Below are 18,452 nucleotides of genomic sequence, written 5' to 3' on the forward strand. Positions count from 1 at the left end.
AAGTTGTCGAGATATTAAGAGTAAAGAGTATCGTTAACAAGGGGGAATGCAGGGCAAATACACGATACTTTTCTATGAATTGGATTAGAAAATCTAATGGACTATTGAAGCGGTAGTGACATGGGCTTCCAAGGGGAGCGAAAGTTCTAGTGAGCTGAGTGTTTAATAAATTACTCTTCCCACATAATTTCTATCGGAGTACCCACTTGAACAAGGTCCATGAACTCGTCCATTTCATCGTCTGTTATCGCGATACAGCCTTCTGTCCAGTCAAATTGTAGAAGCCGATTTTCTGGGTTGTTTCCATGAACCATGATGAACCCACCGGGATCGACACCAAGAGCTTTCGCTCTGGCTTTGTCTTTTGCGTTTGGATAGCTGATATGCATTGAACGGTGAAAAGCTGAATCTTCTTTTTTGTAATCGAGTATATATCGTCCTTCAGGCGTCTTTTGATCACCTTCTTGCTGTTTATGCCCTTTTGGCGAGCCTCCCAGTGCTATTCGATATTCTTTGACGACTTCCCCCTTACTTAGCAACGTCATTGTGCGCTCTGATTTTACAACTTTAACAAGGTCTACAGCAGAGAAAGCCATGAAAGGAAGCGTGAGGCTCAATAAGGAAAGACAGATTAGGGCGTATTTTCTGATCATTACTAATAATGTGAGTTGTTGTATATAAAGGATAATTTACTCCAAGTTAATGAAGTCAGCGAGGGGTATTTTGTATTCCTCGCTGTAGTGCTACTCAATTCACATTACGTTATCTATTTTTGAACCACTGTTTAAGCGTGTCCGTTTAGGAGTGACCGAATGTAAGGGAATAGGTCGCTTGCGAGCATGCCTATTTGCCCCTCATTTTGTGCGCAGTTATCTGCAGCGTTACTGTGTAGCCAAACCCCCAAACATGCTGCATCGATCATACTCAGTTTTTGGCCAAGTAAACTTCCAATGATTCCGCTTAATACGTCTCCCATTCCGCCAGTTGCCATTCCAGGGTTTCCTTGGTTGCATACCCAAAAAGTATCACCACCATAAACTACGGTTCCAGCGCCTTTTAAAACAATCACACCGCCATATTTTTCATGAAGATCTTTAGCGGCTTGGAATCGATTGTCTTCAATGTCTTGTACAGAACAATCTAAGAGGCGTGCTGCCTCACCTGGATGAGGAGTAATTACTCGCTGTTGATCCTTATCAGGTTGAGTTGCCAAGAAATTTAATGCGTCAGCATCGAGCACTTTGGGAAGCGCTAAATTGTGAAAGAGGTGGAAAAGCTCATTACCCCAGACAAGCTGACCCAAACCCGGACCGAGTACCAAGGTATCAGCCCATTGCAGCGACTCGTTTACAAGGTGTTTATTGCCCATATGTGGGTCGATCATTATTTCGGGATAAGCCGCTAAGAGAGAAGGGGCGTTCTCTTTATAGGTGATGACTTTGGTGAGACCTGCTCCCGTGCGAGCGCAAGCGGCGCTGGCTAGAGTAATTGCGCCGCCCATGCCGTGTGCGCCTCCAACAAGAAGCACACGACCAAAATTGCCTTTGTGGCTATTGGGTTTGCGGTGGGGCAATGTGTCTTTCAGAATCTGACCACCAATCACTTTATATTGGGAAGTAACGTTTTGCTGAAAATATTCGTCGGTACCTAAACTGTCGTAAGACAAGATACCGGTATAGTTTTTCCCTTTTCCTGTGATTAATCCCCGTTTCAAACCAACGAACGTGACGGTATATGCAGCTTCAACCGCTGCCCCCAGAGCTTCTCCGGAATCGGCACAAAGCCCGGAAGGTACATCGATAGAAATGACAGGTGCGGGGTGATGATTTATTTTATCGATGACTTCGGCGTATTGGCGTCGGACTATGCCAGATAAGCCAGTGCCAAGCATTCCATCTACGATAAGATCGAGTCCTTTAGGAAAAGACGAACTTGGAGACAATATTTCTCCCCCGACGCCTAGCCAACCTTGCTGAGCGGTGAGTGCATCTCCCGTCAATCTGTCCGAATCACCTACGTGCCACAGCATCACATCATGACCAAACAACTTAGCTAACTTTGCAACGACATAGCCATCGCCACCATTATTCCCTGTACCACATACAACCAGCAGTCTTTTTGCTGAAGTAAATTTGTCGTTTATTAAACGAAATACCGCTTTACCCGCACGTTCCATTAACTCGTACATTGGAATGCCAAGTTTTTGTGCAGCAAGCTTTTCCCCATCACGTATTTGAGTGGTGGAGTAAATAGATATGTGATTATTATTCATTGTCCTAGCCTGTACTTTTAGCAGGGATATTGCCTGCTTTGTCGCCAGAGTGTAGGCAATTCCTTGATATCTTATTATGCAAAATTGCTTTTATAGTGAGACACCTAAGGTATGCGATTAAAATTCCATCAAGAACTCTATACCCAAGTGACCTCAAGATGCAGGGTTCAGAGCCTCATAGTCTGTTCCAGTTCAAGGAGAAGAGCGCAGCGGAATGATGAATCCTTTCCAAGCTCTTGGACGAGGAAATGGGACAGACTATGGGCTCCCAAGGGCGAGTTTAACTGGCTTTCATACTTCGTTGCCGATGTTTGATTTAGAATGACTAGATCTACATATCGGCGCCTTGCCTGAAAACCAGTTCCCTATTCTTTGGTAGTATGGTCGCTGAACCAGGCACCTTGAGGTCACTTGGGTATAATACTATCATTAGAATAGTCTGTATTAGCCAGTTCTGCTGAAGCCAAGGTGATGTATTTGAGGTTTTTTCTTAGAATACCGAACGGTTAAAAATACAAAAGCCAGTCGTTTATTACTACTGGCTTTTGAATCTTTTTTTGTATCATTAGAGCTTGTTTTTTGAACGTTTACTTCATATTCCAGCGGTCATCTATCCACCCACCTGCTTGCTCGTCAAAATGCGCGCCAACGAATCGATGTTGTGATTCCATGCGTTGTTCTTTCAGCGGCTCTTCCTCTAGAATCTGCCGTATGTAACTCGCCATAGGGTCATCATTAGGTTGCTCTTGGTTCCGTGTAGCGACTTCTTTGATCATTTGAAGGCGGTAGGCTGAACTGGCTCTTTTCATAACGATGGCTCCTATGTTTAGTGTTTGACGGACCGCTTATTGTTAATCAGAACAACAACGGGTATAGCAAACTTTAGGAGCCACATTACGGAGCGTCAAACTTGTTTTTAGAACATTTAGGGTGATCAATATTCCAGTAAGATAACTCTCTGCAATTTGAGCTCATGACTTTATTTTTAAAGCGCAAAAAGTTCTTTAAATATACCACTTTTGGATGGAGTGTCATGTTTACTTGAAGGTAAGATGCAACAAATAATCGTAGTGAGACTTGAGCGGAGTTTTGTGCGCCTCAGTATATCTCGATTAGAATTTTGGCAGCTTAAGTGTTACGAGAATTTGCCATAAAGTTCGCTGATGCTCGATTCACAATAAGCCTTTATGTTTTTGCTGAATTCTACAACGGAATGGTCATCAAACGTTCGGGATACTGCTTTCTTCCCAATAAATCCGAGAAACCCTTTTTGAAGTATTACATCGACAAACAACATACAGCGACCTTCACCAATGGGGACTAATTGGAAAAGAGCAGTTTGCTTGTCACTATTTGTAAACTCAATGAATACAGCGCCACCACCGTGCTCTTCACTGGGTAGTTCACCTTCCGTATCCCACGGGTATTCAGCAATGATGGATGTGACGTGCTCTACGGTCGCATTTTCTGAAGAAAAATGAGAAGGCTCTTTGTTATCGCCTTCTCGGTATGAATAGTGAACAGAAATCATTGCCGCTTCTACCTTGAGTGAATAGGGTATTCAAACTATTCCTATCGTTGCTTATTCTCAAGAAAAAGTAAGTGTTTTCGTGATGTTACACATGTTGGTCTAAAAGAATCGGATTACCATCGGGATCTTCAAGCATGATACTAGCGGGCCCAGATGTCGATTCATCGGCAGTCATCGTTAATTCAATCCCTGCTTTTTTTAAGTGATTTTGAATGTCTCTCACGTCAGAAAATTCACTTAACGTACTGCAATCTTGCTTCCATCCTGGGTTGAATGTGAGCATGTTTTTCTCGAACATCCCTTGAAACAGTCCGATTTTATGATCGCCATTCGACAGTATTAACCAGTTTTCAGATTCGTTTCCTGCAAAAACTGAAAACCCGAGTGCTTGGTAAAATTGCTTTGATGCTTGAAGGTCTTTTACGTTCAAGCTGACAGAAAAAGCGCCCAATTCCATGGTGAACTCCTTATTGAATAAGTGCCGTCGTGAAGTATCTGTTGTTACGTCACTCTAGCGTAGTGCTATTCCTGCTTTAATCCCAACTCGGCTTGGAATTTCGATGGTTATCCTCAATTTTGTTACGCCTTCGACTTATCAATAGAAATGCCGTTGTGTGAAGATTTTGATGATTGCCACTTCTTCCTTAGCTTCAATCCCGGCTTTTCAATTAAGTAGTAAGAAATCAGTGCAAAACCAAATGCGAGTACAAGGTTAATTGGCCAAGTGGCATACCATGCTTGCGTCCAACTGTTGAGGAAAGGTTCCTGCCACAAGTAAAGTGAGTAACTGAGTGCACCAAGCCAAATTGCGGGTTTACTATTTAACAGTTTGAAGCTTAGACCTTGGTTGAACTGGCTATAGCGCAAAATCATCAATGCCGCACATACATTGATGAACGTTTGCCCACCAATATAAAACCAGTTGGGCTGGATTTTGTACATCACACTTGGAATCAGAATCATGCAGACGGGCACGACAACAAACCACGCGGATGCAAAGTAGTTGGGTAATTTAAATCCACTTTCTTTTAGATAGGCTAATGCGCACCCCATAGCTAATGCGTCGGCGATAGCTTGAAATTCACGCGTTAATGCCGAAGGTGAGCTTTCCAAACCAAAAAGCATCCATCCTCTTATACACGGCACAACAATAATTGTGGCAACAAGAAGGTATTTAGCGTGGTGACGACCAAGTAGCGTAAGGAGTAATGGCCACAGCAAATAAAATTGTTCTTCTACCGCTAGAGACCATGTGTGGTTGAGCCACCATTCGCGTTCATGGTGATAGTTCATCGTATACGTTACGGCATGGAAAAGATCACCAGACATTAGAGAAAGCCAGCCAAAATGCTCCGCGATAGCGATGCATAAGATATAGAAATAGAAAGCGGGAAAGAGGCGAAATACGCGTCTAATGAAGAACTGAGATAGGTTAATTCGGCTCGTTTTTTTAAGCTCATTTAAAAGTAAGGTAGTGATTAAAAAACCTGAAATTACGAAGAACACTTTTACCCCAAAGTTTCCCAAGCTTTGCAAAGGACCAAAAATAGTGGGGAAGTTAACTGTGCCAACCAAGTGGCCCAAGCATACCAACCCAATGGACGCGGCTCTAAGTCCGTCTAGCGACGGTATTCTATTGTCCATTTTGTGTCTCCTTACTTTGATTTATGTAATTGAAATTGGCGACAGTGAGTGCAAGCAATATGTATATAGGCCACGTGTACCCTTGAGTTAGAAACGAGCCGGATACACAAAATGCAATGAGCCCAGCGAGTGTCCCTTCACTCATTACGTAGGTGATTGGCGGGTAATTGTCTGGGTTTTCGCTGACCGTTCTGACCGAAGAAATGGAGGTTTTAAACATGGTGACGATCATGGCGATAAACAGTACCAGGCCCAAAAAACCGGATTCAGCAAGAACGCCAAACCAAGAGCTATGGACGGCATGATTCATCCCATCCCAGTAACTGCTGTAGAAGAAATAGTTGTAGAGATAATTATCGATTCCCACGCCTGTTAAGGGGTTATCTACCGCCATTTTGAAAGCAGCTTCCCACGCATGAAGCCTGCCCATTGCAGATTCATCTATGCCTTCCTCAGCAGCGCCTCCAGACTTCCTTCCACTGATACCGGCTGCTAGGTACAACACCATCATGAGTACAGTGCCTCCCATTATCAGCAGTGATTTGGATTTCACTCTACGGTAAGCGAAGATGCCCACAACACTGGCCATTCCCAGCAGTCCGCCTCGGCTTTGTGTGGCAATAATTGCCCAAACAATGAACACGGCTGATGCAATACCTAGCAATCTTTCTAAACGCGTCATTCCTGGGGCAAGGATTTGCGCTATCGCAAATGAGAATGGGAATAAAAGTACGAGAGACAGGTCATTCGGATCGCCCAGTACGGATTGAAAACTCCGCCCTATTGTGACTCGGCTACCCTCTACAATTCCGATGCCTGCAAGCTTGTTCGAAATTGCCACGAAAGCAACAGCCAACCCAGCAAAACAAAACAGCCGGATGGCGAGCCTAAAGTGGCTAGGGTTGGTCAGGATCCACGTTAATACTGGTGTCATAATGGCGATTTTTACGTAAGTACTGGTGAAGTAGTTGATAGACGCCGTTTTATTACTCGCGAATACAATACCCATTGTGACTACCATGAAGAAGAGTGCTAGCCACATTAGTTCTTTGCAGGGTTTGAATTGAATGCTTCTTGAAATGGCAATGTGCCAAAAAAAAGTAAACAACGTCCCAAGCGAGAGCAGAAGTGGGATTCTGAAAGGCATGAGAAATGGGAACGCTTCGTGAAGACGAAAGTATGAAAATACGATAAATAAAAGTGCCAGTAACACCGGATAGTGAATGGTGAGAAGCAGAGCAAACGGTGCCACCGCCAAAGCAACTGGAATCGCGGGGTGGGGGACAAAGTACCAAAGCACCCCAATAGCCGCACACAAGGTCGTCAGTGCAATTGCTGAGCCTCTATGTGTTTCAATTTCAGATGTCGGGTTAATTGGTGGCATGTGGTTTCCTTTGCGCTATATGCTTTAGATTGCAAAGGTGATGCCAATATATTGCTAACGTATTACTTTGTTTTTAAACAAGTTTATGTCATTGCTTTTTGACTTCCTATTTTGAGAATCAAACTAGTTATCAATTTATACGGTGTGTCTTCTTTTACATTTAATGTTCTGGTGATGTTTTCGCATATTGGTAATTTTAGTTGTCACGCCCCATTTGGATCTATACTCAAACCACCTCAAGGTGCTTGGTTCAGCGAGAATTGCTTGGTTTTCAGGTAAGGCACCGATTTGAAGATCTAGTGGTTCTAAATCTAGAATCGGTAACGCAGCATGAAAACCAAGCAAACTCGCCCTTGGGAGCTTATCTTCTGTCTCATTTCATCGTCAAAGAACTTGGAAAGGACTCGTCATTCCACTGCGTTCTTCTCCTTGAACTGAAACAGAAGATAGAGCTCTGAATCCTGCACCTTGAGGTGGTTTGAGTATAGGACTTGGCGGGCTTGCGGTGCCCGCATTCTTACTATGTTCGCTACTTAAGGTTTTCCAGCGCCCAGCTCATAAAGCGTCTCTGCTCCATTTCATTAAGGGACAAAAACCCAGATTTTACGCTTGAAATAGTGTGAGTATCTTTTGAGCTTGTGGAAGATCTTAAAGAAGAAATAGGTTCTGAGTGGCTAAGCGCGGCTTCCCCTCGCCCATTTTCGTTGTATTTTTTGATTGAAGATTCGAAGTCTTGACGTGTTTGAAGCCCACCAATATGAACAGAGTCTATTTTGAAGTTGACCTGCTTACCCGTAGAGTTGGTAAGTTCAAATTGCGGGTTTTTCTCAAATTGACGAGCATCTTCTATGGTGCGGAATGTTTTATAGCTAAGGGAAAGAGAATCATTCGTTTCGAATAAAAGGATATAGGGTTGGGAGTAATATTTAGTTCGTCGCCCATCTTCCACGACAATCTGCCCAATGGTCACGACAAGCTGGTTAATACCAGAATCCAGTTCGACAGTTGAGTCTGATTTAATCCAGTTACTCTCTACTTTCTGCCCGTTTAAGGTTCTAGGAATCATCTCCTTGCTGATTTCTATACGATGAGTAGAGGCGACTGTTGAGAAAGAGAAAAGCGCCAAGAGTAAGGTGAGTGTATGTGTTATTCGCATAAGAAGCACCGGAAAAATAAAATACAGAAACGGAGTAGGGCGAGTATAAACTCGCCCTGAAATTATGATTTAAAAGGGTTAAAAGTAGTATTCAACGCCTACGGAAACCTCGTTGAAAGAATCAGACTTCCAGCGATCGTAGGTCATACCTGCGTTGCCAGAATCGACAGTATTTCCACCCATTGTGACGTCGCGAGCACGTACGTAAAGCACTGCAGATGGGTCTACAAAGTACATTGCTTGAGCAGAGATGACGTCGTCTGAGCTGTCTTCCACTTTTTCACCATTGACTTCAAGTTCGAAGTTTTTGGTGTAGCCGACTTTAAACTGCCAGTCACCCGTGTTGTACATGAGCCCCGATGTCATTGCGTTTTGTTTCTCTTCACGGCCAGAATCAATGCCTTCGGTGACTTCAGCATCTTGGATTCGATATTGTGCAAAGAAGGAAATACCGTTTTCAAACCAGCCTTGTACGCCGACTAAATAAGTATTGTTGTCCCAAACACGGTTGAAGGTTTGTTTGGTGCTCGGATCGTGTGCGCTAGTGTCTAACGTACCATCTTGGAAGCTTTCCGCTGTGTTTCGGTTTACTTCATATGCAGCATCAAATTGGAAAGGTCCGACTTTGTAATGCGCTGCTGCACCTTGCCACCAACCTTCATCGCTTCCAGTTGCGGCGGCTTTGGTTCTACCGTAAGCCACATCAAATGTCATTCCTCCCCATTCTGGTGAATCCCAACGAACGGTGTTCGATGAGCGGTCTTGGAATTTTGCTCCACCTATCAAGCCACCCCAATCCCAAACATCCCCCAAGCCTGGGTTAGCACCTGGCCAGTCGACTACTTCGTAAAGTGGTGTTAATACGCGTCCAATTCTAACTTGACCAAAGGACTCAAAATCTTCGAATCCGACAAAGGTATCCCTTTCACCAAAACCACCGTTTGATGTGTGATCAGAATAAGAAGGATCGACATAACCCCCTTCAATTTGCCAAATAAATTTTGGTCCAAGGTTTTGGAATTGTTTAGAACCCCTAAACCCAATTCGGCTCTCATTATTGGTTTGAAAGCCTGTTAGGCTCGGGGAATTTTCGTAGTCACGATAATGAGCTTGAACAGCAATAATGCCGTATACGTCGTACTTGGCATCGGTTTCTTCTGCGATAGTTGGAAAAGCGGTAAATGCAACACTGCTAACTGCCATTGCGATAAGGCTGGGTTTAAAAATCTTATTCATGTTAACTCCTAAAATACATAGCTTTTTGGTGTGCCAGCACTGATAGGCCGCTGGATACTCGCACACCGAAATCTTGGTTCGATTGAGTACGTGAATAAGCTTAATGAGAAATTTATTGTCGCGAATTTTTAGCGGAAATCGTTTTGAAGAGCGTCAAAATTTAGATTTTGAGATAAATATAAATTCTTAATTAACAATAGGATATGGTGTTTCTAGGAATAAATATAAAAAGAAAAAAAGTGTTTATTGTTTGAACGGAACTTAACTCACTCCTGTTTGCAGTAGGGCTAAACATTGGTGGAGTTCGTTATAGTTTTTTTAGAAATTTACGTGTTTTGAGGTATTTGATATAAAAAACATGATGTGCATCGCGTTGCTTTCGTCGTATGGACGGAACTTTTCTTTTCTACATGTCGATTCTAGTACACAACAGGTTTAATGTAAAACCTGTTGTGTACGTATATTTAGGATTATTCAAACTTAATTAATGGGTATAAATTAGCTGCAACCTGACTTGGACACAGCTGCCCCCATCGCGGTTGATATATTTTGTTGTGTATCTTGCCCTATGTTGAGTAGCGTACCTGCTGCTTGTTCTCCGGATACATACTTAGCCCCACAGAGAAATGCGTTTACACCCATTGCGGCATCCACATTCGCTCGCTCTATTTGGAGGTCCGATTCCTTTTCATTAAAATTCGCACCCATTGAAAATTCTGCATTTAGGTATTGTACTTTGCCCTCTATTTTTACATCTGCGCCCATACTGGCGACGACATGAAGGTTTTTATCTGAGATTGCGCAGGGATGAGCTTGAAGCTGGCTACCCATGATCGCCTGAATATCATCAATTGGTTTGTTGGTGATAACACTGATATCAAGATGTTTACTCGAAAATATACCGGGATCTTCACCATCATTAGAAATAGACAGTGTTCCGTTAGATTGGTCAATATCCAGATCATCGAGTACATCTTTATGACCTTTGGCAATAACCATTGGAGCGGAGCCGCAAATCACAGATACGCTGACATCTTTAGCAACAGAAAGGGAATGAAAATCGTCGACTGGAAAGGCGCGTTCTTCATCTGCCAGCGCAGAGTCGGCGACAATCAGTGAAATGATAGCGATGGTGAACAGTAGTGCATTTATCCCTTTTATAGGAGAGAACACATTAGTAGAGGAAAGTACTTTGCTTAGAGAGAACCTTTTAGACACTGAAGACATAATCAAATCCATTCAAATCAAATTAAAAAGCACACATAATTGAATATACCTATTTCAATATGCGTGCCAGCTTTAACTTATTGATTTATATAGACTGCTATGGTCAGTCAGGTGAAATTAACTAATATTAGTAGTTAAATTCGCCATTATTTCCCAGCAAATTTGTACGTCAGACCCAGTTCAAAAGACCAACCGAAGCTACGTTGAACAATTGGGCTATCATCATCGTGGCTTTCCATTCGAGCTTTACTGATGATCACCAGCTTTTTAGAAAAATCGTACAAGCCAATTACACCAGCCTGATACACATAGCTGCTTGAAGCGTCGTACTTCATCAATCCGGAAGCACTTGATTCTGAAGCGCTTACACCATATAGGTGCTGAGACAATTTTCTGTCTCTCCAATCCAGTTCTACATAAGGTGTTAACGTGAAGCGACGCATCGGGGTATCGAATGTTTTACCAAGGTGAACCTGAATCTCTTTTCCTCCGTGCACAGACATCACGTCTTGCAAGTAGGTGATCCGGGCACCCGGAGTTCCAAGTGTAATACCTAGTTCCAAGTTACCATCTCGCTCATCGATTCCATTCGGAATTGTGTCGAATGTGTTGGATACTTGCGCGAATCGCCAATTTCCCGAAATGCCTACGTATGGCAAGAGGTTATAATTTGCCAGGCTGCCATCAATAAATCCGCGATTACCGTAATAAAACAGATTGGGTGTTATACCAAACTGCGCTGAATCTTCTGTTGAATAGATCGACTGCCCAAACGTTCCGCTTGCGCCAATAATTCCATATTCCTCAACTGGTTCCATTGCTAATGCTGAACCAGATACCAATGCTAATGAGAGTGCGACAATATTTTTCATAATTTACATCCATGACCTTTTAACAGGCATATAGAACCGTTTTTTGCCCATTTTCTTTCACAAGCGGCAAATAAATAGTGTGTCCGGTTAACGTTAAGCAAAAAAAATGCCTAGATTTCTAAAATTTACACAAATATTGAGTATAGGCAGAAAAACCGTTCACTCCGCATATCGACCGTTTGTCGCATTCAACAGAACCGAGCGTCCATGAGCAATAGAGTAGCTCTACCAACTACAGAATGGATATCGGTTATGAAAGTCTTAAAAAATGCACTCGTTATTTCGTCACTTCTTTTTGCTGGAATGTCGCAAGTTGTCGCTAACCCATCCAACGAGTTAATTAATGAATACAATCAAGCCGCGCAAGGCGATACGGACAAAGTCGAACTGGTTTATAAGCAGTTAAACCAATTGATCCAAAGCGAAGGTGCCAAACCTCTAAGCCTTGTTTACTTAGGCAGTACACAAACCTTGCAAGGACGCGATGCCTGGATGCCTTGGAACAAAATGAAATATGTGGAGCAAGGCCTAGTTACGATAGATAAAGGATTAAGTTTAATCGCTTCGCAATCTATCCCGTTAGAATCACAGCCGGTTATACAAGGTCTGCCAGACACGTATTTGGCACGAGCATTGTCTGCCGCAACCTATAGCCAACTCCCTGATATGTTTAATCACTTCGATCGTGGCTACGATTTGTTTATTGACTTACTCGGTGAATCGCAATTTCAGCAAGCCCCTTTTGAAGCCACGTCTTGGATCTACACCTTTGCCATTGAGACCGCCATTCGCGCTGAAGATATCGACCGCGCCAATGCATGGTTGGCACTGATGAAAAAGAAAAATGCTTCTCACCCCGAAACCCAAAAAGCCCAAGCTCTGTTAGAGAAAGCGTAAGGGGGAAATATGATTAGTTTCCATCATATAAAGAAGAACTACCAACTTGGAATGATCGATGTTCCAGCGTTGAAAGGCGCGACGGGTAACATTCGCAAAGGTGAAATGCTCGCGCTTTGTGGCCCTTCTGGTTCTGGTAAAAGCACACTGCTCAATATTTTAGGTTTACTTGATACCGATTACTCCGGAGAAATCGAGTTTGGCGGTGAACCGATGCCAAAAGAGCCTCAAGAAGCGGCGCGTATTCGCCGCTTTGAAATGGGGTTTATATTTCAGCGCTTTAACTTGGTGCCAGTGATGACCGCACTAGAAAACGTCATGTACCCACTAAGGCTGGTGGGGTATTCCAAACGCGAACAATATGAACTTGCGGAAGGCATATTAGAAAAAGTTGGGTTGGCAGAGTTTATTCATCATAGACCCGATCATTTGTCGGGCGGGCAACAACAGCGTGTCGCTATCGCCCGCGCGTTAGTGAACAAGCCCAAGCTCGTTATTGCGGACGAACCGACAGCCAGCTTAGACAGCGAAAGTGCAACGTTGGTGATTGATATCATGAAATCTTTAGGTCAGGAGTTTGGCACCACTTTTGTTATCGCGACGCACGATCAAAGAATGGCGGATCGTTGTGATAGAACGATTGCTCTCTTTGATGGGCATATCCAAGAGGAGGCGCTCAAATGGGTAAGCTAACCACATCTCTTTCAGCATGGAGTGTATTTGAAGGGCTCCGCCATGCGGTTTTAAACCTTCGTCGAAATGGTCGCCGAAGTGCACTGTCCGTTTTTATTGTAGCTATCGCTGTTTTCGCTATGGTGAGCGCAGGCGGGTTCGGTCTTTTTACTTATCAGTCACTCAAAGAATCCACCGCTAGGGACACTGGGCATTTAACACTAAGCCAGCCGGGTTTTTTTGAAGAAGATGAAGAAATGCCGCTCTCCAATGGGCTATCCAATACTCAGGCGCTTGTTGGAAAAATAATGTCCTTGGATGAGGTGCGATCGGTACAACCCCGAATTTACTTTACGGGTTTGATTTCCAATGGAAACAAGTCAACCATCTTTGTTGGTAATGGTGTCAATGAGAAAGAGTTCGACCTAAAAGGACCTTTTCTCGATGTTCGACAGGGGAGAACACTGTCTAGCCCTCGCTCTAGTCGCTATAACCCTGAAGAGCCTCAAATAATGCTGGCCTATGAATTGGCACGAAACCTAAAAGTAGAAGTTGGCGACTGGGTGACTCTTCTTGCTACCACAAGTGATGGTGCGCTTAATGCTCTGGATTTTATGGTTCGCGGTATTTACTCAACAGGTATACCAGAATTAGACAAGCGTCAGCTGTATCTTCATATCAACTCTGCTCAAGAGCTTTTGGTGTCTGAAAAGATAAGTACTTTATCGGTTTTTCTTTTTGAAACAGAGCAAACCTCATTGGTGCAAGCACAGGTGCAATCTTTGATAGATAACACGTCTTCTGAGCAAGCCTACCAATTGACTCCTTGGCAAGAACGCGCTTTCTTCTACAAGAAAGTCAAAGACTTGTACGATCGCATATTTGGCATCATGGGATTGGTGATGGGTTTAGTTGTCTTCGTGTCTCTGTTCAACACGATGACGATGTCGGTGGCTGAAAGAACGCGCGAAATCGGCACGCTATCCGCTCTTGGGACGTATTCTAGCGAAATTATCTCTGGCTTCATAAAAGAAGCTGGGCTGCTGGCGCTCTTTGGAAGCATTTTAGGGGTGATTGGCAGTATTGGTATTTGGCTATTGCTGCTAGTTGTCGATATCGATATGCCGCCACCTCCCGGTCACAGTGAAGGTTATCCGCTTCAAATCAATTTCTCCCCTGAACTAGCGGCGTATTCGACACTCGGTGTCATGATCATTTGCATCATCGCCGCTTATCTCTCTGCTCGTAAGGGCGCAAACAAACCTATTACAGAGGCTTTGGCGTATGTTTAAGTTCATTTCCAGAATCGTATTACTTGGCATGATGAGCGGGGCTGGGTTGGTACTGACGATTGGTCAAGTACACGCAACTGCCGATCTGGCAACGCTTGACGTAAATGCAATGCTCAAAAAAGCGGATGAATATCGCATGGAAGACGAGTCCTCTAAAGTCGTGTCTGTTGTACATCTTTTCAAAAACAATGAAAGAGAAAAAACGCACCAATACCACGTCTACACACGCCCTCAAAGGCAGTCTCTCGTGATTTTTAAATCTAAGGTAGAGGCGGGACAAAAAATGTTAATGCTGGAAGACAACTATTGGCTAGTGATGCCAAAGAGTCGCCGCCCTATTCGAATTACGCCTATGCAAAAGCTACTGGGAGAAGCGTCTGTCGGTGATATATCAACCCTGACATGGAGTGATGACTATCAAGGGGTGTTTGAGCAAATCGAAAGTGTGACCAAACCAGATGGTAGTGAAATAGACGGCAATAAACTGCTTTTGACCGCAAAAACAAAAGGAGCAAGCTACCACACCATCGAACTTTGGCTTGCACCCGAAACAGACTTTCCAATTAAAGCCAATTTGATTTTGAAGTCTGGAAAGATCGCCAAAGAAGCTTGGTTTACTAAAGGTGAACGTAATGGGGGGAGAGCTGTTGTCGCTATGACCTTACTGGATAAGATTCAGCCAAACAAAAAAACCCAGATAGAATATCAAGAAATCTCACCGTTTGAGCTGGAAGAAAAATATTACAACCCGTCGTATTTAGTGCGAAATAGCGTGTCGGAGCTGTAACGTGACTCGCTTAAATATCGTCTCGATCGCTTTTTTGCTATCCGGTTCTTTGAACGCGTCCGAGCTTAGTGCAAATTGGGATTGGACAGTGAGTGCCGACTCCATTTCGCCAAGATCAAACTCTCCACTTTTTTCAAGTGGTGAAATCAAAGAACAAAGCGTAGATGCCTTACTGGAGCTGGAGTTAAGTGGATTTTCTGCCTCTGGGACATTCGCGTTACTAGCAGATGACCTTTACCAGTCAAAAAATGGTGAAAACAATGAAAATCAAATCATTGTGCGTGAGCTTTTTTGGCAAGGGGAGTTGAAGCTGGGCAGTGAATACTGGGATTTTACAGTTGGGAAAATTCGGCAAGATTACGGTGTGGCTTATGGCTACCGCCCATTAGATGTATTTAATCCTTATCGTCGCAACCCTGTTGGTATTCAGGTTGAGGAAGGAGTGGGGCTATTTAGCCTTTCTCACTATGGAGCGAAAGGAGAATGGACACTTCTTGCGACGACTTCCTCGATTACCCAGCAAGAAGGGAGCGAGTTGCAGGAAGCGTCTGAACAAAATGGTCTAGGAATTCGCTATTACGGTTTGGAAGGTGATAGCGAGTATCAGTTACTCGCTTATTATGACAATGTGCGCCAAGGTCTGGTTGGTGGCAGTTGGGTGACGGTATTTGGACACGAATGGGCATGGCATTCTTCGGCAGCTATTCAACGTAAACACATGACATACGTACAGCCAGAGACACTCTTTTCACCCGTAGAAATTGGAAAGGGAGACGGTGCTTATCAAGCTTTAACAGGGGTTACCTGGAGCAGTTATTCAGGTCATAGCGTGATTGCAGAGTATTGGTACGACAGCCGAGCATGGAGTGATGGTGAATGGAGAAATGCCTTCGAAACCGCCACTTCTTTGCGAAACGACTATCTCCAAGATGGGTTAGCCAATTCCTATGCTTTAGGGCTTTCGGGTGCAAACTTAGTTCGGCATAACATGATGCTTCACTGGACATTGGATACTCAGAATTGGCAGGGCACAAATTGGGAAAATGCGCCCTCGTGGTTTGAAAAGATCACACCTACCGTCGACGTCATTGTTGCACCGGAAGACGGAGGAATAATAGCCACACCTAGAATTGGAATGGAGTGGTATGACGATGGTAATGCTCGTTTTGAAACGGAGCTTGCCGCACGTTTTTATGGTGGAAAATCAGGCTCAGTCTATAAAAATCTACAAACTAGCCGTATGATTTTGTTAAATTTTAAGGGAAAATTTTAATGGTTACAGAATTTGGTGTGCTCCGAAATGAGTGGGTTAAGAGCATCACTTTTACATCGTTATTTTGTGTGATGATCGCTACCGTAACGTTTTACGTTTGGGACGCGCCTTTTTATAAGCACTTATTGATCAGCCTAGGATACGGATACAGCGCTGTCCTTGGCGCAAGAGTCATCACATTTATCACACCAGAACTTTCGCCAAGGATCGTGAATGTTTTGTCGCTAATACTGTCTATGCTGGGTGGAAGTGTTAACGCGCATTATTGGGTGAGTGAGTATTCAAACTTTTCGACCTACGAGGACATGAAACCCATTGTTATGTTGGGTTTTATCTTCACGGCATTTTGTTTTTATTATTTCTACTCCTATGAGCAAAACATTCAGGCGAAACACGAACTTGAAAAAGCCCGAAGAATCCAAGCCGATCAAGAAAAAGCGCTTGTGTTGGGAGAGCTTAAGCAGCTTCAAAGTCAGATTGAGCCGCATTTCTTGTTCAATACATTAGCAAACATCAACGTTTTAATAGAAAGTGATCCCGAGCGAGCAAGAGAAATGCTTTCTCGTTTAACTGACTTGCTTCGTGCCACATTGCGGAAAAATAGAACACAATTTGTGCCGCTGGAACATGAATTGGATTTGCTTTCGGCGTATCTGGGCATTCAACAAATTAGGTTGGGTGAACTTATGAGTTACACTGTCACAAAAGACGAATCAACCGAAGCATTAATGGTGCCACCTTTTTTACTACAGCCACTTGTAGAGAATGCTGTTGTACATGGGTTGGAACCCAGCATGAACCGCGGGCATATTAATGTGAATGTTACGCAAAATCAGTTTGATATTATTCTTGAAGTCAGTGATAACGGGGTAGGGTTAGTCAGCAATAATGCATCAGGTGGCCATGGAATTGGGTTGCAAAACATTCGTGCTCGTTTAAAAACGCTGCTTGGCGAAGATGCGAAACTTGCTGTTATACAGAATGATACCCATGGTGTGACGTCTCGAGTCACCATTAACAAATTGGCACTGGAAGTGCTCCTTAAAGCTTAGTTTCGTGTAAGGACATAGAATGGTAAAACAAGTAAAAGCCCTAATTGCAGATGATGAACCACTTTTGCTTCATCATCTTCAAAGAATGTTGTCCGACGTATGGCTAGAGCTTGATGTAGTTGCGAAAGTTCAGGATGGTAAAAGCGCGCTTGACGCCATACTGGAGCACGACCCAGATGTGGTCTTTTTGGATATTCGAATGCCAGAACTTGATGGGATATCGTTGGCAGCCAAGCTCAATAAATTGCAGCGACCACCCCTTATTGTGTTCACAACAGCGTACGATGAATATGCCGTTAAGGCTTTTGATCTAAGCGCCGCAGACTACTTGTTAAAACCTTTAAATGAAGAGCGGTTACTCAAAGCCTGCCAAAAAGTGCAAGCAAAACTTGAACAAAGCCAGTCTTCGCAACCCGATTTACACTCCTTGTTCGAACAACTCAAAGAGCAAACTAACCCCACACAAAATTATCTTCATTGGATAAGAGCGTCATTGGGAGATGAGATCCACCTCGTATCTATTGATGATGTTGCGTACTTTAAGTCGGAAGATAAATACGTTTCCGTATATTGTAGAAAGGAAGATGATGGGTTTGATGAATATGTCATTCGGATGTCACTCAAGGAGTTACTCGATCAGCTGGATCCGAATCGTTTTTGGCAAATACACCGTTCAACAATCATTTCAGTGCCAGCGATAGATAAGGTGAAGAAAGATCTTGCTGGGAGAATGTTTGCCAAAATCGGTCGTTGTGAACTTCCTGTAAGTCGCGCCTCTCAGCACTTATTTAAAGGAATGTAGTCTCACTTTTTAGGGAGATCGAAGCTGACAATCTCTTTCAATACATAGCAAAGCTTTGGTTGGCAGAGGTTGAGGCAAACTGAGTTTATTCCAGTACTGCAAATTTAATTCTATCCACTTTTCTCTTAAATACACGAGCGGAGTAACCCCTTTTAGCTGTTTGTTATTCCCTACGTAAATCTTCTATCTTTACACATTAATATTTTAAATTGTTTGATGTAATACTATTGTTTAGGTGGTATTATTAATCATTGGCTTGCGATGATTTTATTTTGCAATAATTTGACACATTATTACGTGAATTATTTGAAGCAATCTAACAAAATAAAGTGTCATCATAGAGTGAGAATACGTG

Annotated in this window: 18 protein-coding genes; 7 read left to right on the top strand and 11 right to left on the bottom strand. The window is 43.3% G+C overall.

What is annotated here, in order from left to right; translation table 11 throughout:
* Positions 1-170: 170 nt before the first annotated feature.
* The 11 genes from CW749_RS05235 to CW749_RS05295 all read right to left on the bottom strand — a co-directional run bounded on the left by CW749_RS05235 (position 171) and on the right by CW749_RS05295 (position 11,322).
* The gene (locus CW749_RS05235; protein ID WP_101110994.1) at positions 171-653 is read right to left on the bottom strand and encodes a L,D-transpeptidase family protein; all 483 of its coding nucleotides are present in this window, start codon (positions 651-653) and stop codon (positions 171-173) included.
* A 131-nt stretch (positions 654-784) separates the two neighbouring features.
* On the bottom strand, positions 785-2,272 hold the full coding sequence (locus tag CW749_RS05240) for an NAD(P)H-hydrate dehydratase (protein WP_101110995.1): 1,488 nt from the start codon (positions 2,270-2,272) through the stop codon (positions 785-787).
* 587 nt (positions 2,273-2,859) lie between these two features.
* Positions 2,860-3,081: a hypothetical protein gene (locus CW749_RS05250; protein ID WP_101110997.1), complete on the bottom strand. Its 222-nt coding sequence runs from the start codon at positions 3,079-3,081 to the stop codon at positions 2,860-2,862.
* Positions 3,082-3,407: 326 nt separating this feature from the next.
* Complete coding sequence (locus tag CW749_RS05255) at positions 3,408-3,803, bottom strand: hypothetical protein (RefSeq protein ID WP_101110998.1); 396 nt, start codon at positions 3,801-3,803, stop codon at positions 3,408-3,410.
* Between the two features lie 85 nt (positions 3,804-3,888).
* On the bottom strand, positions 3,889-4,260 hold the full coding sequence (locus tag CW749_RS05260) for a VOC family protein (protein WP_101110999.1): 372 nt from the start codon (positions 4,258-4,260) through the stop codon (positions 3,889-3,891).
* A gap of 122 nt (positions 4,261-4,382) precedes the next feature.
* The gene (locus CW749_RS05265) at positions 4,383-5,447 is read right to left on the bottom strand and encodes an acyltransferase (protein WP_101111000.1); all 1,065 of its coding nucleotides are present in this window, start codon (positions 5,445-5,447) and stop codon (positions 4,383-4,385) included.
* Positions 5,437-6,831 carry an O-antigen ligase family protein gene (locus CW749_RS05270; RefSeq protein ID WP_101111001.1) on the bottom strand — a complete coding sequence of 465 codons (1,395 nt, stop codon included), beginning with the start codon at positions 6,829-6,831 and terminating at the stop codon, positions 5,437-5,439. The genes CW749_RS05265 and CW749_RS05270 overlap by 11 nt, the downstream gene beginning before the upstream one ends.
* 529 nt (positions 6,832-7,360) lie before the next feature.
* Entirely contained in the window at positions 7,361-7,987 is a 627-nt protein-coding gene (locus CW749_RS05280; RefSeq protein WP_101111003.1) for a DUF2057 domain-containing protein, read from the bottom strand.
* A gap of 78 nt (positions 7,988-8,065) precedes the next feature.
* Positions 8,066-9,223, bottom strand: a complete 1,158-nt coding sequence (locus tag CW749_RS05285) for a porin (protein WP_101111004.1) — start codon at positions 9,221-9,223, stop codon at positions 8,066-8,068.
* A 498-nt stretch (positions 9,224-9,721) separates the two neighbouring features.
* Positions 9,722-10,450, bottom strand: coding sequence for a DUF2807 domain-containing protein (locus tag CW749_RS05290; protein WP_101111005.1), 729 nt, complete (start codon positions 10,448-10,450; stop codon positions 9,722-9,724).
* A gap of 146 nt (positions 10,451-10,596) precedes the next feature.
* Entirely contained in the window at positions 10,597-11,322 is a 726-nt protein-coding gene (locus tag CW749_RS05295; RefSeq protein ID WP_101111006.1) for a MipA/OmpV family protein, read from the bottom strand.
* Between the two features lie 252 nt (positions 11,323-11,574).
* Here CW749_RS05295 and CW749_RS05300 point away from each other — a divergent pair, with 252 nt between their 5' ends.
* From CW749_RS05300 to CW749_RS05330, 7 genes are read left to right on the top strand one after another with little or no spacing between them, the layout of a single operon-like run.
* Positions 11,575-12,219 carry a hypothetical protein gene (locus CW749_RS05300; protein ID WP_101111007.1) on the top strand — a complete coding sequence of 215 codons (645 nt, stop codon included), beginning with the start codon at positions 11,575-11,577 and terminating at the stop codon, positions 12,217-12,219.
* Between the two features lie 9 nt (positions 12,220-12,228).
* On the top strand, positions 12,229-12,912 hold the full coding sequence (locus CW749_RS05305; protein ID WP_101111042.1) for an ABC transporter ATP-binding protein: 684 nt from the start codon (positions 12,229-12,231) through the stop codon (positions 12,910-12,912).
* Positions 12,900-14,183 (top strand): FtsX-like permease family protein, encoded by a 1,284-nt coding sequence (locus tag CW749_RS05310; protein ID WP_101111008.1) that lies wholly within the window; start codon positions 12,900-12,902, stop codon positions 14,181-14,183. Before CW749_RS05305 ends, CW749_RS05310 begins: the two co-directional genes overlap by 13 nt.
* Positions 14,176-14,970 (top strand): outer membrane lipoprotein-sorting protein, encoded by a 795-nt coding sequence (locus CW749_RS05315; RefSeq protein WP_101111009.1) that lies wholly within the window; start codon positions 14,176-14,178, stop codon positions 14,968-14,970. The genes CW749_RS05310 and CW749_RS05315 overlap by 8 nt, the downstream gene beginning before the upstream one ends.
* A gap of 1 nt (position 14,971) precedes the next feature.
* Entirely contained in the window at positions 14,972-16,243 is a 1,272-nt protein-coding gene (locus CW749_RS05320; RefSeq protein ID WP_101111010.1) for a hypothetical protein, read from the top strand.
* Positions 16,243-17,295, top strand: a complete 1,053-nt coding sequence (locus CW749_RS05325) for a histidine kinase (protein WP_101111011.1) — start codon at positions 16,243-16,245, stop codon at positions 17,293-17,295. Before CW749_RS05320 ends, CW749_RS05325 begins: the two co-directional genes overlap by 1 nt.
* Before the next feature lie 19 nt (positions 17,296-17,314).
* The gene (locus tag CW749_RS05330; protein WP_101111012.1) at positions 17,315-18,097 is read left to right on the top strand and encodes a LytTR family DNA-binding domain-containing protein; all 783 of its coding nucleotides are present in this window, start codon (positions 17,315-17,317) and stop codon (positions 18,095-18,097) included.
* Positions 18,098-18,452: the final 355 nt, after the last annotated feature.

Source organism: Vibrio sp. vnigr-6D03 (assembly GCF_002835515.1).
Taxonomy (GTDB): Bacteria; Pseudomonadota; Gammaproteobacteria; order Enterobacterales; family Vibrionaceae; genus Vibrio; species Vibrio penaeicida.